Origin of the sequence: Oceanobacillus sp. FSL K6-0127 (genome assembly GCF_037983385.1) — a bacterium.
Classification (GTDB): domain Bacteria; phylum Bacillota; class Bacilli; order Bacillales; family Amphibacillaceae; genus Oceanobacillus; species Oceanobacillus profundus.
Map to the genome: position 1 here is coordinate 4262482 of NZ_CP150287.1, position 25946 is coordinate 4288427.

Here is a 25946-nt window from a genome sequence, read left to right on the forward strand (position 1 = left end):
GTTTACTAATGTCAACAAACATCGAGAACTTATCCATTAATACCGTTCGCACCCTATCAATCGACGCAATCGAAAAGGCTAACTCTGGACATCCTGGTTTACCAATGGGAGCTGCTCCAATGGCTTACACGCTATGGACAGATTTCATGAACCATAATCCAAAAAACGCTAAATGGTTTAACCGTGACCGTTTCGTCCTTTCAGCAGGTCATGGATCAATGCTTTTATACAGCCTACTTCATTTAGCTGGTTACAACGTTTCAATAGATGATTTGAAAGCGTTTCGCCAATGGGATTCAAAAACCCCAGGGCACCCAGAGGTACATCATACAGATGGAGTGGAGGCAACAACTGGTCCACTTGGTCAAGGTATCGCAATGTCTGTTGGTATGGCAATGGCTGAGGCACATTTAGCTGCTAAGTTTAATAAAGAAGACCTATCTGTCGTGGATCATTATACGTATGCGCTTGTAAGCGACGGAGATTTAATGGAAGGAATATCCCATGAGGCTGCTTCATTAGCCGGGCATTTAGGGTTAGGCAAATTAATTGCACTCTATGACTCTAACGATATTTCTTTAGATGGTGAGTTAAATAAATCTTTCTCTGAAAATACCGAGCAACGTTTCACAGCCTATGGATGGCAGGTTCTCCGTGTTGAAAATGGAAACGATATCAATGAAATCAGAAAAGCAATTAAGGAAGCACAAGCAAATACAACACAACCAACTTTAATTGAAATCAAAACTGTAATTGGTTATGGTTCACCAAATAAATCTGCATCTGCAGCATCACATGGTTCTCCGCTTGGTTCAGAGGAAACAAAGCTAACAAAAGAATTTTATCGTTGGGAACACGAAGCCTTCTATGTCCCGGAAGAGGTATATGCCGATTTCAATGAAAAAATTGGTAAAAACGGTAAAGAAAAAGAAGCTGCATGGAATCAATTGATTGAGATGTATACTGAAAAATATCCAGAACTAGCAAAAGAGCTTCAGCTGGCAATACATGATGCGCTTCCAGTAGATTGGGAGAAAGCATTACCAGTTTTTGAGGCTGGTCAGGATACGCTTGCTACAAGAGCATCTTCTGGTAAAGTTTTAAATGCTATTGCAAAAGCAGTACCTAACTTCTTTGGCGGAAGTGCTGACCTAGCAGGATCCAACAAGACAATGATAAATGGTGAAGGCGATTTCTCACGGGATAGTTACGAAGAAAGAAATATTTGGTTTGGTGTACGTGAGCATGCAATGGGAGCTGCTTTAAACGGAATGGCTCTGCATGGCGGATTAAAAGTATATGGTGGTACATTCTTTGTCTTTAATGACTATTTACGCCCAGCTATTCGCCTGGCATCCATTATGAAAACACCTGTAACTTATGTATTTACCCATGATTCTATTGCTGTTGGTGAAGATGGTCCAACACATGAACCAATTGAACATTTAGCAGCACTACGTGTCATTCCTGGACTATCCACGATTCGTCCTGCTGACGCTAACGAAACCGCTGCTGCATGGCGCCTAGCACTGGAATCAAAAGATCAGCCTACAGCACTTGTTTTAACAAGACAAGATTTACCAACATTGGAATCAACAAAAGAAAATGCCTATGAAGGTGTTAAAAAAGGTGCCTATATCGTAAGCAACTCAGAAAAAGAGACACCTGATGCACTATTATTAGCAACTGGATCTGAGGTTCAACTGGCGATTAATTCCCAGAAAGCACTGAAAGAAAAAGGAATTGATGTACGCGTTGTTAGCATGCCTTCATGGGATCGCTTCAACCAACAAGATGCAGCATATAAAAATGAAGTAATTCCTCCTCAAGTGAAAGCACGTGTTGCAATCGAAATGGGAACCACTTTCGGCTGGGAACGCTATACAGGTGAACAAGGAAGAATTCTTGGAATCGACACTTTCGGAGCATCTGCACCAGGTAATAAAGTGATTGAAGCGTATGGTTTTACAGTTGAAAATGTTGTTAAGCATGTTGAATCAGTATTGAACGTGGAAGTTATTTTATAATTTTTTTCACAAATAGGAGATGTTACAAGATGCAAAATGCAGACGAGTTAAAAAAGTTAGTTGGAGAAGAGGCAGCGAATTTAGTTAAAGACGGCATGAAAGTCGGCCTAGGATCTGGATCTACAGTGTACTGGATGGTGAAAAGATTAGGTGAACGTGTACAAGAAGGACTAAATATTACTGCTATCCCCACTTCTAACACGACAGCCAAATGGGCAGAAGAATTCGGTGTACCACTTACTGATTTCTCAAAGGTACAGCAATTGGACATAGCAATTGATGGTGCTGATGAAGTCGATGAAAACCTGCAGCTTATTAAAGGTGGCGGTGGAGCGTTACTGCGCGAAAAAGTTGTCGCAGCTGCTGCAAAAGAGTTTATTGTAATTGTTGATGAGTCTAAGCTTGTAACCCATCTGGGGGCATTTTCATTAGCTGTAGAGGTAACGCCTTTCGGTTGGGAACGAACATCAGCAACCATTGAAAAATTGGGTGGCAGACCAGCATTACGCCATAAAGATGAAGATGTGTTTATTACCGATAATGACAACTACATTCTGGACTGCTCCTTTGATGAAATTTTAGAACCCGAAGCATTGCAAAAGGATTTAAAAATGCTTGTAGGTGTTGTTGAAACAGGGTTGTTTGCAGGGATGGCTGATAAAGTTATTGTCGGAAGAGCGGACGGTGTTTTTAGTATAACTAAATAATCTTTCAGTAATTCTTCTCTAGTATTTATCCAACAGTTATCGTTTTAATGGCAAGAATCATACTGATAGCTTTAAAATTTATTTTCCTACACGGTTACATTTCAGTATATGTATTTATAAATAAGAAAAGCAGTGAACGATTATTAATCGTTCACTGCTTTTTAATATGCATTTATTCTATTATATTATACTCTTATACTTTCAAAAGCATCCACTGCTGCCTGTGCCACTTGAACATCGTGTTCTACAGAGCTGCCACTCACGCCAACAGCACCAATAACCTGATCATTTTCAACTAATGGAATGCCTCCCCCGAAGAGAACGATCCGCCCGTTATTCGTTGTGTTTAAACCATACAATTCAGCTTGAGGAATAGTAGCTTCAGCTAAATCTGATGTTGGCATCTTTAACGCAACAGAAGTCCAAGCTTTATTCTGCGCTATGTCAACACTAGCCAGCCATGCGTCATCCATACGATGTACTGCGATTAGATTTCCACCCTCATCAACAACGGATATAACCATTGAAACTCCAATATTTGCTGCTTCTTGTTCAGCACCCTCAATAAGTTTTTTTGCTAATTCAAGATTCATTTTACTCAACTAAAATTCCTCCCTCATATTAAATAACTATCCATTTCTCGTGATAGGAACGATATTTTAAATGTTTCACATGATTGCAGTTTCATTCTACATTAAACCAAAATATTAAACAAGTTGTAATTATTAGAATTAAACAAATAAATCATTATACCTAGCACAAACTCTCGGCAGGTAAAAAGACTTGATTCATGTAAACTACTGGTTATCTTGTAAAAACCTTAACAAAACTCGAATTAACGGTAACTCCTTCTTCCCTCCACGCAGCAACAATAGCTCCGCCAATAGGTTCCATTTTAGGAACTGTGAGTATTGATTCCAATTGATGTTGACGAATTTCTTTTTCGATTATTGCTTGGAAAAGGTCAAGTCGATTATAAATCCCACCTGTTAGCACAACCGGGACTCTATCCTTTTTTGAAAATCGCTTTGTTTGTAAACAAGCAATTGACTTGCCCATATGTACAGCGTTTTTTTGAATGATCCCTTGTGCAACTTGGTCACCATCATCAGCTGCTCTCATTACTATTTTGCTCAATGAAGCAACACGTTCTTTCTGGTTTTTTTCTTGATAAACAGCATGGATAATATCGGGTAACTTAGCCGCTTGGAAATATTCAAGTAGGAAATTACTAATTGCTGTTGGAGTCCCTAATCCATCATAGGCTAAGAAAGCTGCCTCTAAAGCATCACGTCCAAGTGCAAAACCGCTTCCCATCTCCCCACTTAAATATCCCCATCCCCCCACACGGTCAGATAAACCATCATGATTTATACTAAATGTAATGGAGCCTGTGCCAGCAATTTGTACAATTCCCGGTTTACCTAAAGTACCTGAATAGAGAGCATTAATAGCATCTATATTTACTGTTACATGCACATGATCTGGTAGTAAGTCGACAAGAATCTTTTGCACCATCTCTTTCGTTGTTGGATGGCCAACACCTGACATCCCTGCAAATACATGTTTTAATTGGAAAAAGCAAGAATCACACTGTTGTTTTAATAAAGTAAATAGATTCTGCAACTCTTTTTTCAAACTCCACTTATCTACACTATTTGGGTTGGTCGGACCTACTGTTGCTTCGGCAATTATTTCTCCATTCGACTTTGCTATGATACCCTTTGTTTTTGTACCACCACCATCAATTCCTAAAACGTACATAATAACTAGCCTCCACCAGTGTTTATAGTTGATTAGTTGATTATCTATTAGATTATATGTGAAGGGAAAATTGATTATTATAGACTCGTGTAGATTATCAATATTGTGGGACAGGGGCTGTTCTATAGAAAATACAAGGGTTACGCACTTAAGAAATTACAATCTAGGTGATGAGGTACCGAATATCCAAAAAGAAGCCTGGTTCAGGCACTCATTACAGACATAAATAACTTTATACGGCAGAAACCTTCGTAATCCATAAAAAAGGAAGCTAAGAATCTAATCTATTTAGACGTTAGCTCCTTTTGTTGTAGTTCATAAGGGAAAGTTATTTACTTCGAATGAAATCTACATTCACACAAATTTATATAAATAATACTCATTAACGGGCTCACCGTTTATCATGAGAGAATTGACTTTCTCTCCCTCTACAACGAATCCCATTTTTCGGTATAAATTAAATGCTTTTATATTTTCTTTTATAACTGTTAATTCTAATCTTGAAATCCCAACTTCTTTTGCCCACTCAAAAATTCGCTGAAATAATTTTGTAGCTATTCCTTGTCCTTGATATGCTTCGAGAATGCCTAAAACAAGGTATGCTGAATGCTTGTTTCTAATCAGTTTCCCACCGAATGCTGCAATAAAGCCAACCAATTTGTTATCAGCTTCAGCTACTAAAAAGACTGTATTTTTTTCAGTTAGAATCCGTTCGATTGATTTTCGTTGTTGCTCGATCGTCGTATCGCGTTCTCCTGGATCATGTAACATAAAGCCAGATGCATCGATTTCCTTACTTAGCTCAACAAAATTTTCTGCATCACTTTCCGCGATTGATCTAATGATCATCCTTATTCCCTCCTTTGTTCCTGACATTCTGCTAAAGATACCTTGATTACACCCATTTAATCCGAAACTTCTGGTTGCCCTTAATCCATGGAAGCAATGGTAAATCATCGTCAATGACTTTTCCAAGTACATTTACTCTTTCATCTGCTGGTAAATCGGCTAATGCAATTTGAATTTCTCCTTGATAACGCATATATTTCTTATTATCGATCGTAATGGATCCAGCTGATCGTTCCACACAGTTGCGGGGCTGAACAACTGCTTCTCCAAATTGCGCATAACCTCTCGATTCAACTGCACGGATACAGTCTCTCGCGTTATCTGCCCGGTTGGTGAATGGACTCACTGATTTGCTAAGGATTTCAGAGTCTGTCAGTTTATCTGGAACAGCTCGAACGACAATTTCATCTTGCTTATAGTCGCGAAATTGTTCTAATGACGCTTCACTTAATTCAACGTCACCTACCACAATTTTATCCACCCCTGCCAGTTTCTCTAATTCCAAAAAAGCAGTAAAAGGTGAGTGCTTGCGATGCTGTTCCAAGGTTGGCAGTTTTTCATATAGCGGACCCCTTAATTGCTTGTCCCCAGGAATGAATGCCATTACAGTAATCCCTGCCGATTTTAACAGCCTGTTTTTTTGGATAAAATCACTTAACCCGAGTCCTGTTTCTGGTCGTGGATAATAATTATGCCAAGCTTCCACTGCTTCAGTGTTTAGCCCCTTTGCTTTCATATCGTGTAACGAATCCGCTGTAATCGTACTTGCATTTAGTGCGATGCGCATTTTGTGAGACAAATTAATAATCGTTTGCTCGTCCACACCATAATCGATCCGAAGACCTGAAAGTCCCCAATTTAGTAATTCATCCGCATTTTCCCAATTAAACCCTAGTGCCTGTAATGAATTCGGCGAGATATCTGCCATCAATTCCATATCTAATTCAGTAGCTACTCTTCCAAGTTCCTGAAGCCGATCCTTATAGGCTGAATGATCATCCTCAGGAATATGAAGCGATGTAAAAATCGACTGAAATCCACTTTCTTTCATCTTACGAATACAGGGAGTCTGCTGTTCAATTGGCTCATTCCCTAGATAAACAGAAATTCCTAACACACTGATTCCCTCCATTTATTTTTTATGTAAGCAAAGATAGGAGGTTAAAGCAACCTCCTAATCTTAAAGCCTATTAAATACCATCTGCCATGCTTTCCTTAAAGCCAAATGCATACGTAAATAGGAATCCAAACGCATACGAAATGACGAGTCCGAGGAAATAGCTTATATATTGTCCGTTTGTTATAAGTGGGATTAGTGACAAACCAGAAACGCCAATTCCCGATGATGCTGTACTCATAACTGCTTGGAATGCTCCACCAACGGAAGCTCCCAGACAAGCTGTTAAAAACGGTCTTCCTAATGGTAATGTTACTCCATACATTAATGGTTCGCCAATTCCCAGGAACCCTACTGGTGCACTCCCTTTGATAATATTTCGCAGACGCGTATTCTTTGTTTTTACAAAAATCGCAATCGCAGCACCAACTTGTCCAGCTCCACCCATCGCTAAAATGGTTAACAATGCAGTCTCATTATAGACATTAATTAATTCAAGGTGAATCGGGGTTAAGCCGTGGTGTAAACCAACCATAACTAATGGCAGAAAAAATCCTGCTAGTACTGCTCCTGCTATCGCCCCACCTGTATCAATTAAAGCAGTTAGCCCCATCGTGATACCATCTGACAAAATACCAGCTACTGGCATAACGGCGTATAATGAAGCAAATCCAACAACAAGTAATGTGATCAAAGGTGTAAAGATAATATCTACTGCATCCCACATCACTTTACGAACATTTTTCTCAACAAATGTCATTAACCAGGCGGCGAAAATAACACCAAACAAACCACCTCTACCAGGAGTTAGGGCTTCACCATAAATCGTAATATCTGCGAGCAGCGGGCTAAATAAGAACATTCCTGCAATGGCGCCTAATACCGGTGTCCCGCCAAATTCTTTTGCCGTATTCCAACCAACCAATATTCCTAATGATGCAAAGACAACGCTTCCAAGCAAAAGTAAAATTTGCATCCATGTTTGCTCTCTGTCTACTCCTGCATTCACTGCAAAGTTAGCTGCTCCATTAAGAATCCCTGAAGCAACCAAACCTGGAATAAGTGGAATAAAAATATTTCCAAGCTTACGCAGAAAATTTTTAAATGGTGTTCGATTTTTTGCTTTGAGTTTTTGTTTATCAAGGGCTGCTTTTTCTTCAAATGTTAAATCATCTGGTGTTGCATCTTCACCGATACCAAACCCGGTTAGTTGACTCATCTCAGCAGCAACTTTATTTACGGTTCCAGGTCCAATAACGACCTGTAACGTTTCATCCTCAACAACTCCCATCACACCTTCTACACGCTTTAAGTCAGTCATATTCACTTTCGAATCGTCCTTTAATGACAAACGCAACCTTGTCATACAATGAGCGACTCGCTGAATATTGTCTTTTCCACCAACATGTTCTAATATATCTGTAGCCATTCTTTGTTCTTTCTTCATAATTGACCCCTCCTTTTTCTTACTTTGCTAATGCGCGTCGCACAAATCCGTCAGAGTTCTTAAGCTTGTTAATAGCATCTTCATAGGAGCATTGCAATAAAATCATAACGATTGCTATCTTCACCTGATGCTTCGATTTCTCAAAATAAGAGGCTGCAGTTTCATAATCGACTCCAGTAACTTCCATAATATTTCGTTTGGACCTTTCTTCTAATTTCTCATTTGTCGGCTTTAAATCTACCATAAAGTTTTGGTAAACCTTACCAATCCCTACCATCGATGCAGTAGAAATCATATTTAAGACCATCTTCTGAGAAGTGCCAGCCTTTAATCTGGTAGAACCAGTTAGTACCTCAGATCCCGTTAGAAGTTCAATCGCCACCGAAGCGTATTGACTCATTACTGCGTCTTTATTACAGGATATACTTACTGTACTCGCTTTTTTCGAATTCGCATATTGTAATGCTCCGATAACGTAAGGGGTACGCCCGCTTGCAGCAATTCCAATGACCGTATCATTTTCTGACAGTTGAATGCTCTTTAAATCGTTTGCTCCAAGTTCTGGATCGTCCTCAGCCCCCTCAGCCGCTTCATAAAGCGCTTTCATTCCACCCGCAATAATTCCTTGTACCATCTCTGGGGACGTACCAAATGTAGGAACACATTCTACAGCATCTAAAACTCCCAATCTACCACTTGTTCCTGCCCCAACGTAAATAAGTCTTCCGTTTTTGTTGAATGATTCAATTGCATATTTCGTAGCCTTCTCAATTTGTGGAAGTTGCTCCTTAATCGCCGTTAAAACCTGTTGATCTTCTTTATTCATCGTGCGCAAAATATCCAACGTAGTCATTTCATCTAAATGCATCGTATGTTGATTTCGCGCTTCCGTTGTTAATTTTTCAAGCATAATTTTTGCCTCCTCTACTTTCTTTCACCTCTATTTTACCTATTTATGAAATTAAAAGTCAATATAAATAATGAATTTTATGAAATTAAATTTCATTTCAAGTAAAAAAAGAAGCTATCTTCTTAATTTCACAACATGATCTCTCGCTTCTTGATATTCGTCCAGCACATTCTCACCAATACTATTAAAAATACTAATATATAAGCTATCTATAATTGTCAGCTGGGTCATTCTTGATGTGATGCTGCCAATCCGAAAATCCTGCTCTACATTCGGGGTTGCTAATCGAATATCTGCTTCTTTATACAATGGTGACTTGTTTATGTTTGTAATTGCTATCACCTTTGCTCCTTTTTTTTGCGACAGTCGCGCTAAGTCCAGAACATCTTTCGTTCTGCCGGACATACTAATCGCAACAAAAACATCCTCACTATTAAAATGCGGCACTTTTGATAGCATGTAATGAAAGTCTAAATTAAACTCCACTTGATATCCGAGTTTCGTAAATTTGTATAGTGCATCCATTGCAGCAATCGAAGATCCTCCGACACCATAAAAAATAATTTTTCGCGCATTTTTTAGGTACGTGACCGCATCATCGAGCTCTTTTTTATCTAAGGATTCCATTATCAGCTCAATCGCATTCTTGTTTACATGGACAACTTTCTGGAACATTTCGTATGGGGAATCCTTTTTCTGCAAAATTGAAAAGTCCGTGATATATCCTTCTTTTACAGCTAATTCCTGTGCTAAGGAAATTTTAAATGTCTTAAAGCTCCCTATCCCAATTGTTTTTGCGAACCGAATTACGCTTGCTTCACTTACATCTGCTTTATTCGCCAGTTCCTTCGTTGTCATGTTTGGGATTAGCTCTGCGTGATTTAATATGTACGCAGAAATTTTCTTCTCCGTTTTGGAAAATTGGTGAAGCCGTTCGTTTATTCTAGCTAGTAATGTGGTTGCCATGTCAACTTCTCCTGTTCTTATCCTTTTATGTTCATTAGTATAGCAAAAATTAAATAGGTGTACTAATTTAAAATCAGAATGTGTTAGCCGACGGGTGGGGCTGATGTGCCTTAGCTGAGAGGGATGGCGTCTTAGTTGCGGGGGATGGTGTCTTATTTTTACGAATGGTGTCTTAGCTGCGGGGGATGGCCGCTTATGGGATTAAAAATAGAAAAGAGACACGTGCACCCACGTGTCTCTTAAGCTTATACTTCCTTCATCACTGCTGCAATCAATGGGTGATTAGCATCCAGTTCTGAAATAGTTTGCAACGTTTTTTCATAACCTTGTTCAGCGATCATTTGCTGTAATTTTACTGCTTCTTCATCCTGAGCATTTTTGTATTGTAATGCAGCTACAATCACCTGAACGAGATAAGTTGGCACGTTTCCTGTTACATCCATATATAAACTTGCGGGACGAATGATACGATCTCGTGGACCTAGCTTACGAATTGGTCCACGTCCAACTCGTGTTACTTCGTCTGAGATATATGGATTCATAAAGCGACCGATAATCGTATCAATATAGTTTTGATGTTCGGTGCGGTCAAAATGATAGGTCTGAATCAGTGCTTCACCAGACTCATTTAAAGCTCCCTTAATGATCTCCTGTACTTTTTCATCATGCATTGCTTCATTGATGGTTGCATATTCAAGGGAGCGCCCAATATATGCAGGCACGACATGACCGGTATTCACCGTAAATAATTTCCGTTCAATGTATGGTGTTAAATCTCCCACATATGTGACACCATCAATTACAGGTACCTCACCTTTGAATGCTGGTTTTTCAACAACCCACTCAAAGTATGGTTCAACAGAGACTAATAATGGATCTTCATTCACTTGGTTTGGAACAATTCGGTCTACTGCAGCATTTGGAAATCCAAACACTTCATCAAATTGTTGTTGCTCGTCTGCTGTTACTTGTTTGTAAATATGTTCTTTAAGCAGTGAACTTCCACCAACCATATTTTCACAAGCAATGATATTTAAGGCCTTATTATTTGTCTTGATTCGTTTCTGTAATCCTTCTGCAATTAACTTTGCGATAATGGCCAAAATGTTTGGTCCGACAGCAGTTGTAATGAGATCTGCTTTCCCAATTGCTTCGATTACTTTATCTGGATCTGTAATGCTATTGATTCCGGAAACATTTTTTACCGTTAATGTTTCACTTTCTTCTGCTGCTAACACAACATTGTATTGCTGCTTCTCGTTTATTTCGTTAATAATGCCTTCATTAACATCGACAAACGTTGTATGATAATTCGCTTGATAGAGCAGAGCCCCGATAAAGCCTCTGCCGATGTTTCCAGCTCCAAAATGTACTGCTAGCATTTAGTTCACCTCATCAAAAATGCTTATGATTTCCTCTTTTGTCGTTGCGTTAACAATTGTTTGGATATTTTCTTCCTCAGAAAGTACAATCGCAATTTTTGATAGAACTTCCAAATGGTCATCACCTTTACCAGCAATACCAATCAAGATTTTCACCGTGTTTCCGTCACCAAAATCCACACCCTCTGGTACGATAACAACTGAAATCCCTGTTTCCTTTACTAATTCCTTTGCATCCTCTGTACCATGTGGGATAGCAACGCTATTTCCCATAAATGTAGAAGTTAGCTCTTCACGTTCAAGCATTTTTTCCACGTAAGTTGGCTCAACGTACCCATTATCGACTAGGATCTTACCTGTGAAACGAATTGCTTCCTCTTTGTTAGCTAATTTTGTATCTAACTGAATGTTATCTTTGCTTAAAATTTCTTTTGCCATGATAAAACTCACTCCTTAAATTAATTCTTTTTCATGTATAAATAGCTCTAGTTGTTCGGAAAGATACTGTTTTATCTTTGGTTCATCTCCGGATTCAAATAAAGAAATACTTGTCTGATCCTGGATAATCAAACTGCTTAGAAAGCTTAAGATCTCCAGGACTTCCTGATGGGTTATCTCAGGTGCCAGCATAACGATTACCGTATCCATTTTCATTTGGTTGTTATCCATTCCGCGGATAGCAAGCGGGTGGTTTAATTTATAAATGGAAAACGTCGGCTTGTGGATTGCATTGGAACGTGTATGGTAAAGTGCAATGGACGTAGCTGGAATTCCTAATCCACTTATCTGTTCCCTTAATTGCAGTTTTTTAAATACAATTTTTTCACTTTGTATGATTTTATTTTCTGCTAACGTCTTACAAACCAAACGTAATACCGAGTCTATTGTTAAATTATCCGTAACGTCATAAACTTGGAATGAATCTAGAAGATCCAGAGTTGCTCGTGAATAATTTTGCAGTGCTTCCATGCGAACAGTAAAATTACTGCTATCTGTCGTTACTCGTGGTTCTTTATAATTCATATGAACCGTAAGCTTTCTTTTCTTTATCTCCTTTTTCACCTGATGAATCTCGTTTTGAGTAAGCATCGGAGAAATGAGTAAATAATCGTGGTCAAATTCTTTTAACGGAATCGTCGACACAATGACATCATAAGCTTCCACGTTTAATTTATTTAAGTCAAAAATAGATGCATTTTCAACATGCTTAATCTCTGGTATACGCTGAACGAGCTTTGTCGCTAGCATTTTTGAAGTACCAATTCCACTCGAACAGATGACTAACGCTTGTAAATCTACTGCTTTTTCATTGTTTAACAATGCCGCTGCAAAATGAAGAACAAGGTATCCTATTTCATCATCCGGGAATTCCATATTTGGAAACGTATCCTTAACAGCTGCCGTAATCATATGAAATAACTCATCGTAATCCTGCTTGATTTCCTTAATCAATGGATTTTTTATTGTCATCCCTTGTTTTAACCGATAAATAGCTGGCTTCAGATGGGCAACTAAATCATTTAGCAGCTGTTTATTGTTCATCTGCGGTACATTGATTTGCTTACTGACTGAACGAATTAATTGATTAGCTGAAAAAACGATATCCTCATCAGGATACATGTCAATATAGTTCGAATCAGACCGCAATTTAGCTCCCATTAAATGCATCGTGATATAGCCAATTTCATCATCGGGGATGGCCATCCCAAGGGGGCCTTCTATATCACGTATCATTTTTTCAGCAACACGATATTCTTTTGTACCTTCCATTTGCATTAGCTGTGCTTGGTCAAATTGAATCGAATCACCCTTCTGCAGTCGCTCAATCGCTAACGCTAAATGAACAACCAACCCAATCAATGCACTATCTGCTAATTCGTACGGTAATTCTTCTCTTGCCTGTTCCACCCGTTGTCGAATCACAATTAAATGCTCTGGATTTACTAAACCTAATAGCCTATTGGAAATCGCAGAAAATTGATCCTGTGATTTCTTTTGAATATTATCCTTAATCAATGACACGAACTCAAATGGATCAATATGCTTTGAAATCAAGCTGCTTAATGCTGCACGTTTATTCGCCTCGTCACCGGCAATTTCCACTCCGTACCCTCTTTTTCGAATCAAAATAAGACGATAGGATGCTATTTCTTTCTCTAGTTGATCAAGATCATGACTGATAGTTGCTTCCGTTACTTTTAATTCTGTGCTTAGCGTAAACAGCTTTATTGGTTCCTTCATTTCAAGAAGGGAAGCCAAAATAATCGATTGTCTTTCTTCTGGTGTAAAGTCAAAGACAGTAACATTCGCTAATGCTGAGAGAAATTGCTTTCTATCCTGCTCCATGCCAACTAACCGAAGGCCAACACCGGATTTTTTTTCTAATATTAGGTTGTAGTGATTTGTAATATCTTCTGTGTTTTTTAAATCACGATGAATGGTTCGAGCACTAACTTCTAATTCCTTGGCAATATCTTTTACAGTTATACCCTCAGGATTTCCCAATAAAATTTCAAGGATTTTACGCTCACGATTAGAAATGTTCAGAAGCCTTCACCACCTCAACCTTGCTATTCGAAACTTCTCTTATTTTTTAAGACGTTCTACTAGCTCATCATATCTTGGGCTATTTAAGAAATTTTCTACGGAAATATGTTCAGCTGCTGGTACTTTCGCTTTTGCACGATCCGTTAGATCCTTATGCGTGACCACGATATCCGCATCATCTGGAATTTCATTAATCGCTTTATTCGTCACAAATATATCAATATCTGCTTTTTTAAATTTATTTTTTAATAAGGAAGCACCCATTGCACTGGAGCCCATTCCAGCATCACAAGCAAAGATAATTTTATCTACATCGGAAGCTTGCTTGCTTTCCACTGCTGCTCCTTCAACTTGCTCTTCAGTAGCTTGGTTTAATGATCCAGCAACTGAACTTTTCTTCCCTTTCATTGTTTCCATTTTACTGGTAGCTTCAGAAAGATCATCATTAGTAGCTTTGCCTGTTTTCAATATAATTGCTGCTACAGCAAATGAAACAGCAGCTGCAATGAGCACACCAAGGATAACACCGACGTAGCTATCTTGTGCTGTCATCGCCAATACGGCAAAAATACTACCAGGTGAAGCAGGAGCTCTTAGTCCTACATCAAACAATTGGAAGGTAAACACACCACTAACCCCACCAGCGATAGCTGCTAAAATTAATGCTGGTTTCATTAATACATACGGGAAGTAAATTTCATGAATCCCACCAAAGAATTGGATAATTGCCGCACCAGAAGCAGAGCTTTTGGAGGCACCTTTTCCAAAGATCATAAAGGCAAGCAGGATACCTAAACCAGGTCCTGGATTCGCTTCCAATAAGAATAGAATTGATTTTCCAAATTGTGAGGCTTGATCCGCTCCAATCGGACTTAAAATTCCATGATTGATTGCATTATTTAAAAATAGTATCTTTGCAGGTTCAATGATGATATTGGCAAGAGGCAATAAACCTGCATTGACAATAACTTCAACTCCAGCAGCTAAGGCTTTATTCAATGCGCCTACTAATGGTCCAATTCCAAGTAAAGCAACAATTGCTAAAAGCGCAGCAAGAATCCCTGCTGAGAAGTTGTTATAAAGCATCTCAAAACCTTGACGAATTCGATGCTGGAGCACCTGGTCAATTTTCTTCATTAAATACCCTGCGAGTGGTCCAACAACCATTGCTCCTAAGAACATTGGGATGTCTGCTCCTGCAATAACACCCATTGTCGCAGTAGCACCGACAACTCCACCACGTAAATCATAAACCATACGCCCACCAGTAAAACCAATTAAAAGTGGCAATAAGTAATAAAGCATTGGATCGACTAATGCTGCCAAATCTTCATTTGGCCACCAGCCATCCGGTATAAATAAAGCTGTAATAATTCCCCATGCAATAAAAGCACCAATATTCGGCATAATCATACCGCTCAAATAGCTTCCGAAACGTTGTACTTTGGCACGAATTCCTTTTTGTTCAGCCATTTAATATTCTCCTTTCAAAATTGCATCATTATTAATCGTAAGCGAGTATGGTAGGTTATTCAATTAAAAGAAAGTGGCAAATTGGCATAATTATTGTTGACATAATTTAATAAGGAGGGTGTGAAATGTAAAACTTGTCTACGGTTAAGATAAGGGCTTGAATTCAAGCTTGTTTTTCTTTTCTTACTGTACCCTGTTTATTTCTATCTTAATCAAGAATTAAGTTAGGAATTCAAATGCGATTGGTGGTGTCTTAGCTGCGAGGGAGGGTGTCTTAACTGCATGGGATGGTGCCTTATTTTTGCGAATGGTGTCTTAGCTGTACGGGATGGTGCCTTATTTTTGCGAATGGTGTCCTAACTGTGCGGGATGGTGCCTTATTTTTGCGAATGGTGTCTTAACTGCATGGGATGGTGCCTTATTTTTGCGGATGGTGTCCTAGCTGCGCGGGATGGTGCCTTATTTTTGTGAATGGTGTCTTAACTGAATGGGATGGTGACTTCGCTGCCAAGAATGGTGTCCTAACTGCTGCTATTTCGCCTGGTATGGTGCTAATGGAAAAGTAAAAGCGCTCAATGCGAGCGCTCGTTGAAATAATTATTTACTTTCTGCAACAGTCAATGCTGCTTCGTCAACAATGACTGTTACGTTTTCATGCTGTTTCAAAATAGAAGCCGGGAAGTCTTCAGACACTTCGCCATTCAGCAATTTTGCCATTGCATCTGCTTTTGCTTCACCAGAAACGAGTAACAGAATCTCTTTACTGTTCATGATTGTCTCGATTCCCATAGAAACTGCTTGTGTTGGTACGTCGTCAATTGAATTGAAGAATCGCGCATTGGCCTGAATCGTGGACTCATCTAAGTCAACAACATGTGTCCTGCTAGAAAAGGAAGTTCCTGGTTCATTAAAACCAATATGTCCATTTCCGCCAATCCCCAAAACCTGAACATCAATCCCACCTGCTTGTTCAATTGCTCGCTCATGTTCCATACATTCTTTTTCCAAATCCTGAGCAACACCATTTGGAACGTGAACACGATCCATTGCAATATCTACATGACGAAATAGCTTTTCATTCATAAAATAATAATAGCTATTTGAATCATCTTTATCTAATCCGACATACTCATCTAAATTAAAAGTAGTTACATTTTTAAACGATACTTCTTTTTGCTCAAACTTTTTAATTGTTCGTTGATAGAGACCTTCTGGTGTTGAACCAGTTGCTAAACCAAGTACTGGGTTCTCTAAGGTATTGATACGATTTACAATAAGTTCGGTTGCCTTTTCACTCATCTCATCGTAGTTTTTTACTTTGATAACGTTCACTTTCCAATCTCCTCCAAATGAAATACTTCTGCAGAACTTAGCAGTTCTTGTCAAATTTTGTATACACTTTGATAATAACATGGAATATCAACAAAGTGTTTATTGGAATGAAATTTCCCCACGGCAAATGGTAAATTTTATATCTAGTTCATCATCTACCAACAGAATATCAGCGTCTTTCCCAAGTGAAATACTGCCTTTTTGATCGTAAATTCCAATTTGCTTTGCCGGGTTAACGGAAGCCATTTCAACAATATTACGAATCGAAACATCGGTTAGCTTCAGCATTTGCTTTGCACCATCATGCATCTTCAAAATACTTCCCGCTAGTGTTCCATCTTCTAATACAGCTTTCCCGTTTTCTACTTTAACCGGTTGACCGCCAAGCTCATAATCGCCATCTGGTAGTCCTTTAGCACGCATCGCATCCGTAATTAAAATAATCCGCTCACTACCCATGTTATTATAAATTAATTGCAGCATATCTGGAGCAACATGAATTCCATCTGCAATTAATTCTGCTCGTAATTCATTCAGTTGAAATGCTGCACCGACCGCACCAATATCACGGTGATGGATTCCATTCATTGCATTACAAAGATGGGTTAACTGGCTAACACCATGTACTGTTGCTTTTTTTATTCCAGCAAATCCAGCATCTGTATGTCCTGCTGAAACATTCACACCAGACTGTACTAGGTGTTTAATAAACAGACCTTCTTCATCATGCTCTGGGGCCATCGTGATCGTTTTTATTTTCCCTCCAGATTGCTGTTGCCATTTCTTAAATTGTTCCAAATCTGGTTTAATAATATACTCTCTTGGTTGCGCGCCAGCCTTTGTTTTTTCTACAAAAGGCCCTTCTAAATGAACCCCTATCATCTCTGCTTGGCCTGGTTTGTTTGGATAACGTGCAACATTTTCCAATGCCTTAGAGATATGCTCTGGTGACTGCGTTATCGTCGTTGCGAGAAAGCTTGTCGTCCCTTCCATTGGTAAAAGCGATGCAATTTTATCTAACGCTTCTTCTGTTGCATCCATGGTGTCCGCTCCATTCGCACCGTGGATATGTCCATCGATAAATCCCGGGATAGCATTTAGGTCAGTTGCATCAATAATGTGAACATGTTGATCAAGATTATGTGGTAGATCCTTACCTTCATGAATGGACTGAATGCGATTATTTTCGATATAAATTCCACCATTTGGAATCACTTTATCCTCCAAATAGAGCCTTGCATTCTTTATAAATATCGACCGATTGCCTTCTACCATGTGTTTCCCCTCCACATATTTCTAATAACAACTATTTATCTTCAGCTGTAATGATAACCGTCTCTTTTGCTTTTGCAAGTTTTTCCGATGTAAAGCGATACGTTTTATTACCTTCTGCACTATTTGTAATTACAATTGGTGTGATAGTGTCCGATGCATGTTCACCAATATATTCCAGGTCTACTTCCATTAACAGCTGCCCAGCGATTACTTCATCTCCTACATTTACTTTTGTGGTAAATCCCTCTCCTTTTAATCCAACCGTTTCCAGTCCGATATGGATAAGAATCTCTACCCCACCTTCCGTAATAAGTCCAATCGCATGTTTTGTCTCAGCAAGCTGAATGATCTTTCCGTTAACTGGGGAATAAACCATTCCTTCTTCCGGAACAATTGCAATCCCTTCTCCCATCATTTTCTGATTAAAGACTGGATCAGGAACTTCTTCCATAGGTACAATTTTTCCGTTTAATGGTGCAACTATATTTTCTTCCTTTTTTTGCTTAAACAGTTTTTTAAACATAGTGTGAATTCCTTTCTATATAAATTAATCACTATCTTCTATTAAAGCATATCTTTGATTTCATGAACAAATCGACTTGTAATGTCTTTCGGTCTTGTAATTGCTCCACCAACAACGGTTGCATATACTCCAAGTTCAAAGGATTTCTTCAACATATCTGGTGTTATAATATTTCCTTCCGCAATTACTGGTTTTTCCACTGCTTGCAATACTTCTTTTAAAAAGGCAAAATCCTGATCATATAATTTCTTCCCTTTTGTATGCTTCGTATAGCCATGCAATGTTGTTCCAACGTAATCAAAGCCTAGTTTTTCAGCAATAATTGCTTCCTCAATGGTTGATATATCCGCCATTAATTCAACATGTGGTGCCTGTTCTCTCGCATAGTTAACTAATTCTTCTAATGACTCTTTCGGTCTTTCGCTAATGGTCGCGTCCATCGCAATAACTTCACAGCCACTTTCAATTAATTCGTCTACTTCTTTACTCGTGGCAGTAATATAGACATCTGATCCCTGATAATTCCGCTTTACAATTCCGATAATAGGAAGGGAGACTTCTTTCTTTATCTCAATAATATCTTCTTTTGAATTAGCTCGAATTCCCTTTGCTCCACCTTGAGCAGCAGCAAGCGCCATCTTGCTCATGATAAAGGATGAATGAAGTGGTTCATCTTCCAATGCTTGACACGATACAATTAAATTACTTGGTAATTTCAAAACGTTCAACTCCTATTATTTCTCTAGTTCTTCTTCGATTTCATTTTTTATAACTGATACCTGTGGACCGTAGATTACCTGTACTCCTTCACCTTTAACAATAACACCTTTACTTCCTGTTTGTTGTAAAGCTGCTTCATTTACCATTTCCCCATCTTTAACAGTGACACGCAATCTCGTTGCACAATTATCGACATCAACTAGGTTATCTCTTCCACCCAATGCTTGGATGATTGCTAGTGGTCGTTCTTCTCCAGAACCTTGAGCTGTTTGAACAGTAGTATCATCTTCTGCTTTCTTGTCTTCGCGTCCAGGCGTTTTAAAGTTAAACTTCTTAATTAAGAATGTGAACGTAAAGAAATATAAGAAGAACCAAATGATTCCGATTGGAATAACGTACATCCAGTTGGTTAGTGCCTGTCCTTGTAATACTCCAAATAGAATGAAGTCAATAAATCCTCCAGAGAATGTTTGCCCGATTGTTATTTGGAAAATATGAGCCAGCATAAATGCTAGACCATCAAAAATTGCATGCATCACATAAAGTAATGGAGCGATAAACAAGAATGAAAATTCTAATGGCTCTGTAATCCCTGTTAAGAAGGATGTCAATGCAGCTGAAAGCATTAACCCACCAACAACCTTTTTATGTTCAGGCTTTGCAGTACGATAAATCGCATATGCTGCACCTAATAAACCAAACATCATCGTAATAAATCGTCCAGACATAAAACGTGATGTACCTTCAAAGAATTTTGTCGTTGTCGGATCACCCAATTGTGCGAAGAATATATTTTGCGTTCCCTGGATTAATTGCCCTCCAATTTCTAACGCACCACCTAAACCGGTTTGCCAGAAAGGTAGATAGAAAATGTGATGCAACCCGAATGGTCCTAACATTCTTAGTATAAAACCATAGAAAAATGTACCGATATAACCAGTCGCATTAACAATATCACCAAAATTAAAGATGACATTTTGAATCATTGGCCATACATAATACATGACCGTTCCAAGAATGATTGCAGAAAAGGAAGTTATGATTGGAACAAACCGCGATCCTCCAAAGAAACCTAAGAATTGTGGAAGTTCAATTTTATTAAATCGATTGTGCAATAATCCTGCCATAATACCAACAATAATCCCGCCAAACACACCTGATTCTAATGTTTGAATCCCTAGTGTTACACCTTGTCCAACTGCGGAAAGGCTATCTGTAGCTAATTTATCAGAAATAATTAGGATAGCATTTATCGTTGCATTCATAACTAAATAACCAATTAAAGCAGCTAAGCCAGCTGTACCTTTATCTGATCTTGCCAGTCCAATGGCAACCCCTACTGCAAATATAACCGGTAAATTTGCAAACACAATATTACCCGCGGAACTCATTATTGTAAAAATCGCTTGGAGCAAGAATTGGTCCAAGATTGGATATGCATTAACTGTATTTGGATTGGATAAAGCACCCCCTATTCCTAGTAATAGACCTGCTGCAGGTAGGATAGCAATCGGTAACATAAATGATTTCCCAAATTGCTGCGCTTTACCGAAAAACTTTTTCATAAATATTACACCTCCAGAAAATTATTTTCACAAAAAATATTAACAAACGCTTTCATCTATGTCAATATAATATTTGATGGTATGATAAAATTACTTAGAGTTAAGAAAGGAGATGAATCTGTTGAATTTTGAGAATAGGATTCAAAAATACAATTCTTCATTAACTGATAATGATAAAAAAATCACCAGATATTTACTCGCCAATAAAGCTTCCATACGTGATAAAACCATTATCGACTTATCTGAAGAAATTCAAGTATCTCCAGCTAGTATAACCAGATTTTGCAAAAAAATTGATTTCAATACGTTCCAGCAAATGAAATTTTCCTTAATTGGAAACAGTACGGAAAGCAGAAAAAGCGATCACACCTTTGAAAAAGTTTACAATTATTACCAAACAATTATTAAATCAACACAGGAGTTCTTTAGCGAAGAACAAACAAGTAGAATCGTAAAACTCATTTTAAACAAAAATAAGGTGTTATTTTGTGGGATTGGAAACTCTGGTTTGATCGCACATGAATTCAACAGTAGAATATATCGAATGGGGATTGCTTCTGAATCTGTGACGGATGCACATGATTTATTAATGAAAAGCAGCCTGCTACAGGAAAACGACTTGCTCATTTGTTTTTCTAATTCTGGTAAAACGAAACCAGTTATCGACTCAGCAAAAATAGCAAAAAACAATAACGTTACAATTATCGTTGTAACGAATTTCGAGCAAACTGTATTAAGTGAGCTTGCTGACGAAGTTATACTTATATCAAGCTATAAATACATTGATGATCCTAAGTTCATTAATTCTCAGATACCCGGTCTCTTCCTGCTGGATTTATTAACCTACAAACTGCTTAACAATGAAGACCTAATGCATGCGCGGCAAAAAACATTAGATGCAATTCACAAATATAGTTAATCAGAATGCTAGTGCCGAAATTGAGCACTAGCATTCTGACTCATAAATGAATTTTTCTTTACTTAATATCACTATATCTCTGTTTTAACCCAATCCTTTTCCATCTGCAAATTTCGTAATTCATGCCATCGAAAGCTTCAAAACACCTACCAAAAATAATGAATAATTCATCTATCCCATCAATAAACTCTACAAATAATATTTTTTGGAGGGGTATAATGAACACAGATAATTTGCTGTTAACAGAGGATATGCTAGCCCGTTATTATGATTTGAACAAGTTAAAGAAAGAAATCGAATCTGAAATGAGTCATTTGAAAGCTTCTTTCCATACACATATGGATAAATATAGTGGACCTAATAAAAAGGGAGAGTTTACCGAAGGAGACTACAGACTTCTGCGACAGATTCGAAAAACAGAAAAGTTTAAAGAGATGGATACAGTTGAACGACTAGAAGAATTACAAATGCATGACCTCATTCAAGTAGTTAAAAAACCTGATGATGGAAAGGTAAACGCTGCAATCGAACTCGGACTGCTTAATGAAGCAGATTTAGATGGGTGTAGAGTAACGAGTTATTCTCAGGCTATTTCTGTGAAGAGGATGTAGAAAGATTAAAGAGAGGAGTGCTGAATTTAGTAGCTCTTCTTTTAGTATTGGATTACAAGGCAATAGTGGCAGGTCACAAAAGAACATTTGTTCTTTTGCTTTTTGATACTTAAAGGTATAATGATTACATGCAATAGTTGCTTTTTCTCATGGGAGGTCGGCGCACTTTTTGCCGTTATAGTGTCATGCGATATGCTATAACGAAGGGAGGTGTTGCCTATGTCTGTTTTCGAGACAATGGTTATCATGATTGCGTTCGCAACACTCGTTGTAGTAATCATCGACCATAAAAAATAGACCTCTCTGAGATTACCAGTCCGGCGAGGTCTATCCTTACTGCGCTGCCTCTCTTGAAGAGGAGCGACTCATTGCTGACCGGAGATATTAGCAGTATCTTCGGTCCTTATTATTTTATGAATAATTTATTCTTCTATGTATACTATACCATAAAAATCGGTTTTCGAACAGGAATATTTTAAAACAGCTAGTAAAGAGGATTCCAAAAACAGGTCTGAATCTTCCTTTCACTAATAGCTCAGTACCATTTTCCAGCATTAATGCTTTTAAACGATCCAAACACCCTCTTGGTAAGATGATGTAGTCTTTGTAATTTTCTGTACAATCAATTATTCTTGGTATCTTATATGTTGATAATCTCTTCGACTTGGCTTTAAAGAATTCAGGGTTAGTAAATGTTGCTAATTGTATTGTTTTATTTATCAATACTGGTGGCAAGCTACTTTTAGGTATATGGTTCCCATTACTGTTGATAACTTTTAATCTTTTAGGCATCTTCACAATATTAGTTTGTTCCTTTACCTTAGAAACGACTCCTTTATTTAGAGAGTTATTTTTAACAATATCCTCAATCTCTTCGCCACAGTTTTTTTCGATCTGGGATAAGAACTGCCATTGATTAGGATAAGCCTTATAAATTTCAACAACAAACACTATTTCCATGCTCCCATAGATGTTTTTCTAGAGGTAGCGCAATTAAATTATAGTGGATATATTAACCCTGTTTTCTCAAGAAACTAACTAGTCTATCACTATGATTTTGTCGATATTTCCCGGGAAATAACTATTAGACTCGATTTTTCTTAGTATCAACTTACCTCAAATCAGGCTAAAATAAAAACATTAAACAGAATTTTGCTTATAACCATAACTTTTTGGTTGAAATATGGCGAGAAGTAATCAAAAGCAGTGATGAAAAGGAAGTAACTCGAAAAACATTCCGTCTATCAGTGATTATTCCAATCATTCTTTATATTGGTAAAGATAATTGGACAAATCCATTGAAATTTAAGCGAACGTTGAATCAAGCAGTTTTATTTGGGGATAATGTTCTTAATTGTAAGTAACTCTTCCTAGGTAGAACGTTATAAAGAAAAAGAATTACTGGAGAAAAGTAGCAAGGAAACTTTTAGCGAAAGGAATGCCTATTGCTGAAATTGCTGAGATAAAGGAGCTAAGCATCTATGAAATTATTAATTTATAAAATTAGGATAAAAAATGTTGGATATCGCCCTTAATTCCTAAAAATTATGTATAACCCATTTCGACAGGTATTCACACATAGATAGGAGCCCTGAATCATTCAGCAGCTCCTATCTTCGGATTTGGCATATTTATCCTTAAATCCAAGTTTTATTTCTAGAAAATCAGTATAACGAAACGTCTTATTGTATCTTTTCGAGTAAGACACTTCTATGAAAATGTCAATCTTTCACTTCGATAAAAGAGAGCTTTTTCCGGAAAATCTGTAATAATCGCATTTACCCGGAGGTCTAATAACTGCTTCAATTCATCTTTTTCATTTACTGTCCAAACTCGAATTTTATCAAGCATTCCTTTCCACTCATACGGATCGGATAATGTCATCCTTTTTGATAGATGTAATGCCTCTAAATCAAATACATTCATGTAATCGAGTGGATGTGTAATTGGCTGGTCTAATAGCCATGCAATGTTCGTTTCCTTATCACGACTTTTCATACGTAATAATGTAGGTAAATGAAAAGAAGAATAAATTACATTTCTTCTATTCCCATATTGTTCTACTATTGAAAGAACCTTTTCTTCTATACCCTCATAATGAAATTGATATGTCTTTAATTCGATATTCAAATCAATTGGATAAGGCTCCAGCAGCTCTAATAGTTCTTTTAACGTTGGTACACGTTCCATTTCCCAGTTCGCTGGATCATAATCCTGAAAGTGCGTATACTTCACCCCAGCACTAAACTGTTTAATCTCATCTAAGGTTAAATCCTTTATAAATCCAGATCCATCTGTTGTTCGATCTAATGTTTCATCATGAATGACAACAATTTCACCATCTTTTGTCATATGGACATCAATTTCCAATCCATCGACACCAAGCTCAATTGCCTTCCTAAATCCAAGCAGTGTGTTTTCTGGAAACATACCCATACAACCACGATGACCGTAAATCTTTGTCTCACACATAGAAACACTTCCTTTACTAAATTATTAAATAATGGAGCAAGAGCGTATCTTCTCTCTCCCTATACTCATCCTCTATTGTTACCTTACCTTGACCCTTTACCGTATTAGCTTGTTGAATTACTGCATTAAATTGCGTTACTGCAGTTTCCTACACTTTATCTGCACTCTGCCAATAAATACCTTATTCCAGTATTTTGCAAACTACTCAAAAGTCAAATCATTACATTTTTTCTTATCCTGACTTAGAAATATCAACTAAATCAACTATACCATTTTCATAATCCCTATTCGTTATGACAATATTTATTTAATCATAAATAGATACAGAAAAATGCATTTTTACTGATTTCTAACAAATGATTAACGAATCATTTACATACGTAATAGTAAGTTAATGAAAATCAGTTTAATTAAAAACAAACACTATTTACTATTGGGATTAGATGTAAAAACAACCTTGAAATCTAGCCAAGTTTACTTAGTATTCAAAACCAGACGCAAGAGAAATCCAATTTTCCTCATTGTTTGACTGAACCGAGAAGGTTTTTTTAGCAATCGATACAGCCATTCCAAATTTAGCTTTTTCCAATTACGTGGTATTTGCTCCCTTTCACCAGCTAATAGCTCAAGGCTGTCTCCTACTCCGATAAACATACCTTTTTGAAACTGATTTTTATATGTAGCAATCCATTGTTCTTGTTTGGCTTTCTTTAATGATACAAAAATAAGATCGGGGTTTGCCTGTTTCATATTTGTTGCGATTTGTGAATCTTCAATCGAAATTGAACCATGATGATAGCCTGCAATACTTATCTCTGGAAACATTTTCTCTACTTCTAACACAGCCTTTTCATTTATATAATCTTTCCCACCTAAAAAGTAACAGCTTAAACCCTGCACTTGAGCAAATTTGATTAAATCAAGCATGACATCATAAGCTTCAATTCGTTCTTTGAACGGCTCTTTCTTATATTTTGCAGCACTGATAATTCCTTCTCCACCGGCAACAACATAGTCTGCTGACTGAACGATTTGTTTATAAATTCTATCCTTTTCCGCATGCATAAGTGTTGCCGTGTCAGCTAACACAACAAAAGTTTGTTGTTTTCTGTTCAATCGGGGATATAAATGATAATGTAAGAAATCTTTTTTTGTTGTATTTAATATTTCAATTTGTTCTATGTTCACCCTCGTCATCTATTAACAACCTTTCAAACTTTCCTTTTTTATTCCTGTCATTTTATCTATACATTTAAAATACCATAGTAGCAAACACCCTGGTAGGGGGAAAATTCAGACTAAATGGATTAATATTTAATTATTTCACAATCAATTAACAT

The 25946-nt window shown here is 37.6% G+C and carries 23 protein-coding genes; 4 read left to right on the plus strand and 19 right to left on the minus strand.

Annotated elements, in window-relative coordinates; translation table 11 throughout:
* Nucleotides 1-8 precede the first annotated feature (8 nt).
* Both tkt and rpiA read left to right on the plus strand, forming a co-directional pair.
* Nucleotides 9-2027, plus strand: coding sequence for a transketolase (tkt, locus tag MHH64_RS20750; protein WP_340002383.1), 2019 nt, complete (start codon nt 9-11; stop codon nt 2025-2027).
* Between the two features lie 29 nt (nt 2028-2056).
* Nucleotides 2057-2734 carry a ribose-5-phosphate isomerase RpiA gene (gene rpiA, locus MHH64_RS20755; protein ID WP_340002384.1) on the plus strand — a complete coding sequence of 226 codons (678 nt, stop codon included), beginning with the start codon at nt 2057-2059 and terminating at the stop codon, nt 2732-2734.
* A 185-nt stretch (nt 2735-2919) separates the two neighbouring features.
* On the opposite strand, the gene MHH64_RS20760 is transcribed toward rpiA, so the two are convergent.
* The 16 genes from MHH64_RS20760 to ptsG form a co-directional block, all read right to left on the minus strand.
* On the minus strand, nt 2920-3336 hold the full coding sequence (locus MHH64_RS20760; RefSeq protein WP_095308001.1) for a heme-binding protein: 417 nt from the start codon (nt 3334-3336) through the stop codon (nt 2920-2922).
* 202 nt (nt 3337-3538) lie between these two features.
* A complete protein-coding gene (locus MHH64_RS20765; RefSeq protein WP_340002385.1) occupies nt 3539-4498 on the minus strand; it encodes a BadF/BadG/BcrA/BcrD ATPase family protein in 960 nt (319 codons plus the stop codon).
* 354 nt (nt 4499-4852) lie between these two features.
* Complete coding sequence (locus MHH64_RS20770) at nt 4853-5347, minus strand: GNAT family N-acetyltransferase (protein WP_340002386.1); 495 nt, start codon at nt 5345-5347, stop codon at nt 4853-4855.
* A gap of 46 nt (nt 5348-5393) precedes the next feature.
* A complete protein-coding gene (locus MHH64_RS20775) occupies nt 5394-6464 on the minus strand; it encodes a MupG family TIM beta-alpha barrel fold protein (protein WP_340002387.1) in 1071 nt (356 codons plus the stop codon).
* Nucleotides 6465-6537: 73 nt separating this feature from the next.
* Nucleotides 6538-7911 (minus strand): PTS transporter subunit EIIC, encoded by a 1374-nt coding sequence (locus tag MHH64_RS20780; RefSeq protein WP_118888555.1) that lies wholly within the window; start codon nt 7909-7911, stop codon nt 6538-6540.
* A 19-nt stretch (nt 7912-7930) separates the two neighbouring features.
* Nucleotides 7931-8821, minus strand: coding sequence for an N-acetylmuramic acid 6-phosphate etherase (gene murQ / locus MHH64_RS20785; RefSeq protein WP_118888554.1), 891 nt, complete (start codon nt 8819-8821; stop codon nt 7931-7933).
* Between the two features lie 114 nt (nt 8822-8935).
* Entirely contained in the window at nt 8936-9787 is an 852-nt protein-coding gene (locus tag MHH64_RS20790; RefSeq protein ID WP_095307991.1) for a MurR/RpiR family transcriptional regulator, read from the minus strand.
* A 245-nt stretch (nt 9788-10032) separates the two neighbouring features.
* The gene (locus tag MHH64_RS20795; protein ID WP_340002388.1) at nt 10033-11169 is read right to left on the minus strand and encodes a mannitol-1-phosphate 5-dehydrogenase; all 1137 of its coding nucleotides are present in this window, start codon (nt 11167-11169) and stop codon (nt 10033-10035) included.
* Nucleotides 11170-11607, minus strand: a complete 438-nt coding sequence (locus MHH64_RS20800) for a PTS sugar transporter subunit IIA (protein ID WP_095307987.1) — start codon at nt 11605-11607, stop codon at nt 11170-11172. It abuts the gene before it with no gap.
* Nucleotides 11608-11622: 15 nt separating this feature from the next.
* Nucleotides 11623-13716, minus strand: a complete 2094-nt coding sequence (locus MHH64_RS20805; RefSeq protein ID WP_340003297.1) for a BglG family transcription antiterminator — start codon at nt 13714-13716, stop codon at nt 11623-11625.
* A 39-nt stretch (nt 13717-13755) separates the two neighbouring features.
* Entirely contained in the window at nt 13756-15189 is a 1434-nt protein-coding gene (locus tag MHH64_RS20810; RefSeq protein WP_095307983.1) for a PTS mannitol transporter subunit IICB, read from the minus strand.
* 597 nt (nt 15190-15786) lie between these two features.
* Nucleotides 15787-16521 carry a glucosamine-6-phosphate deaminase gene (gene nagB, locus MHH64_RS20815; protein WP_118888552.1) on the minus strand — a complete coding sequence of 245 codons (735 nt, stop codon included), beginning with the start codon at nt 16519-16521 and terminating at the stop codon, nt 15787-15789.
* Between the two features lie 99 nt (nt 16522-16620).
* On the minus strand, nt 16621-17796 hold the full coding sequence (gene nagA, locus MHH64_RS20820; protein ID WP_340002390.1) for an N-acetylglucosamine-6-phosphate deacetylase: 1176 nt from the start codon (nt 17794-17796) through the stop codon (nt 16621-16623).
* Nucleotides 17797-17827: 31 nt separating this feature from the next.
* A complete protein-coding gene (locus MHH64_RS20825) occupies nt 17828-18319 on the minus strand; it encodes a PTS glucose transporter subunit IIA (protein WP_118888550.1) in 492 nt (163 codons plus the stop codon).
* A 41-nt stretch (nt 18320-18360) separates the two neighbouring features.
* On the minus strand, nt 18361-19038 hold the full coding sequence (locus MHH64_RS20830; RefSeq protein ID WP_095307975.1) for an N-acetylmannosamine-6-phosphate 2-epimerase: 678 nt from the start codon (nt 19036-19038) through the stop codon (nt 18361-18363).
* 15 nt (nt 19039-19053) lie between these two features.
* Entirely contained in the window at nt 19054-20604 is a 1551-nt protein-coding gene (ptsG, locus tag MHH64_RS20835; protein WP_095307973.1) for a glucose-specific PTS transporter subunit IIBC, read from the minus strand.
* A 121-nt stretch (nt 20605-20725) separates the two neighbouring features.
* Here ptsG and MHH64_RS20840 point away from each other — a divergent pair, with 121 nt between their 5' ends.
* Nucleotides 20726-21523, plus strand: coding sequence for a MurR/RpiR family transcriptional regulator (locus MHH64_RS20840; protein WP_251661489.1), 798 nt, complete (start codon nt 20726-20728; stop codon nt 21521-21523).
* Nucleotides 21524-21741: 218 nt separating this feature from the next.
* Complete coding sequence (locus MHH64_RS20845; RefSeq protein ID WP_095307969.1) at nt 21742-22134, plus strand: hypothetical protein; 393 nt, start codon at nt 21742-21744, stop codon at nt 22132-22134.
* A gap of 411 nt (nt 22135-22545) precedes the next feature.
* Here the strand turns inward: MHH64_RS20845 and MHH64_RS20850 are convergent, their stop codons facing one another.
* From MHH64_RS20850 to MHH64_RS20860, 3 genes are all read right to left on the minus strand, one after another.
* Entirely contained in the window at nt 22546-23085 is a 540-nt protein-coding gene (locus tag MHH64_RS20850) for a hypothetical protein (protein ID WP_340002392.1), read from the minus strand.
* A 759-nt stretch (nt 23086-23844) separates the two neighbouring features.
* Nucleotides 23845-24606: a glycerophosphodiester phosphodiesterase gene (locus MHH64_RS20855; protein ID WP_095307964.1), complete on the minus strand. Its 762-nt coding sequence runs from the start codon at nt 24604-24606 to the stop codon at nt 23845-23847.
* A 474-nt stretch (nt 24607-25080) separates the two neighbouring features.
* Nucleotides 25081-25803 (minus strand): WecB/TagA/CpsF family glycosyltransferase, encoded by a 723-nt coding sequence (locus MHH64_RS20860; RefSeq protein WP_340002393.1) that lies wholly within the window; start codon nt 25801-25803, stop codon nt 25081-25083.
* Between the last annotated feature and the right edge of the window lie 143 nt (nt 25804-25946).

What these genes read in the sequence shown, in the direction of transcription:
- tkt (WP_340002383.1), top strand. Translation starts at nt 9, where the DNA reads ATGTCAACAAACATCGAGAACTTATCCATTAATACCGTTCGCACCCTA.
- rpiA (WP_340002384.1), top strand. Translation starts at nt 2,057, where the DNA reads ATGCAAAATGCAGACGAGTTAAAAAAGTTAGTTGGAGAAGAGGCAGCG.
- MHH64_RS20765 (WP_340002385.1), bottom strand. Translation starts at nt 4,498, where the DNA reads ATGTACGTTTTAGGAATTGATGGTGGTGGTACAAAAACAAAGGGTATC.
- MHH64_RS20770 (WP_340002386.1), bottom strand. Translation starts at nt 5,347, where the DNA reads ATGATCATTAGATCAATCGCGGAAAGTGATGCAGAAAATTTTGTTGAG.
- MHH64_RS20780 (WP_118888555.1), bottom strand. Translation starts at nt 7,911, where the DNA reads ATGAAGAAAGAACAAAGAATGGCTACAGATATATTAGAACATGTTGGT.
- murQ (WP_118888554.1), bottom strand. Translation starts at nt 8,821, where the DNA reads ATGCTTGAAAAATTAACAACGGAAGCGCGAAATCAACATACGATGCAT.
- MHH64_RS20790 (WP_095307991.1), bottom strand. Translation starts at nt 9,787, where the DNA reads ATGGCAACCACATTACTAGCTAGAATAAACGAACGGCTTCACCAATTT.
- MHH64_RS20795 (WP_340002388.1), bottom strand. Translation starts at nt 11,169, where the DNA reads ATGCTAGCAGTACATTTTGGAGCTGGAAACATCGGCAGAGGCTTTATC.
- MHH64_RS20800 (WP_095307987.1), bottom strand. Translation starts at nt 11,607, where the DNA reads ATGGCAAAAGAAATTTTAAGCAAAGATAACATTCAGTTAGATACAAAA.
- MHH64_RS20810 (WP_095307983.1), bottom strand. Translation starts at nt 15,189, where the DNA reads ATGGCTGAACAAAAAGGAATTCGTGCCAAAGTACAACGTTTCGGAAGC.
- nagA (WP_340002390.1), bottom strand. Translation starts at nt 17,796, where the DNA reads ATGGTAGAAGGCAATCGGTCGATATTTATAAAGAATGCAAGGCTCTAT.
- MHH64_RS20825 (WP_118888550.1), bottom strand. Translation starts at nt 18,319, where the DNA reads ATGTTTAAAAAACTGTTTAAGCAAAAAAAGGAAGAAAATATAGTTGCA.
- ptsG (WP_095307973.1), bottom strand. Translation starts at nt 20,604, where the DNA reads ATGAAAAAGTTTTTCGGTAAAGCGCAGCAATTTGGGAAATCATTTATG.
- MHH64_RS20845 (WP_095307969.1), top strand. Translation starts at nt 21,742, where the DNA reads ATGAACACAGATAATTTGCTGTTAACAGAGGATATGCTAGCCCGTTAT.
- MHH64_RS20855 (WP_095307964.1), bottom strand. Translation starts at nt 24,606, where the DNA reads ATGTGTGAGACAAAGATTTACGGTCATCGTGGTTGTATGGGTATGTTT.
- MHH64_RS20860 (WP_340002393.1), bottom strand. Translation starts at nt 25,803, where the DNA reads ATGACGAGGGTGAACATAGAACAAATTGAAATATTAAATACAACAAAA.